Source organism: Acinetobacter seohaensis, from assembly GCF_056431365.1.
The window spans coordinates 1-667 of the sequence record NZ_JBWKMK010000028.1; the positions used below are offsets into that span (position 1 = coordinate 1).

The 667-nt window shown below is 40.5% G+C and carries 1 pseudogene; it reads right to left on the minus strand.

From position 1 onward, the window contains the following. Positions 1 to 122: 122 nt before the first annotated feature. Positions 123 to 566 (minus strand): annotated as a pseudogene (locus AC07E5_RS04355) (IS3 family transposase); the annotation flags it as partial. Positions 567 to 667 lie beyond the last annotated feature (101 nt).

Consider the following 667-nt stretch of genomic DNA (forward strand, 5'->3'; position numbering starts at 1 on the left):
TAGCAACAGGAGGTGTTGCTGAATATATATCCATGTTCATGGATTAAGTCCCCACTTGTTTTTAGGTGGGAACTAAATTAAGGCTTATAGGATCGCTTGGTAAGGCTGTGTTAGCCGGATGCTTACGATACATAACCCAGTGCACCGTGTATACGCTTTTTGTTGAACCAATCTACCCAATTTAATGTCGCAAGTTGTACATCTGCTAAACCTTGCCAATCTGCTTTTAAATATTCAATCACCTCTGTTTTGTATAAGCCATTCACCGTTTCAGCCAAAGCATTATCGTATGAATCACCGGTCGTACCGACTGATGCTCGTAAATTTGCTGCTTCTAAACGATTGGTATAGCGAATGGAAAGATATTGAACCCCTCTGTCACTATGGTGAATCACATTCTTTGGCATGTCTCGAGCATGTAACGCTTGCTCAAGTGCATCGAGCACCATATCTGTATTCATCCGTGTCGATACTTTCCATCCAACAATTGCTCGTGAGAAGACATCAATAATAAATGCAGTATAAACCCAGCCTGAATTTGTTTGAATATACGTGAAGTCAGCGACCTGAGATACCGTCTTGGTAGTCAATCAGGTTTTGAGATTATTCGACCAATAAATAATCTCTTTGATAGGCAGTCTGATGTTTTAAAACGCCATAACACAGA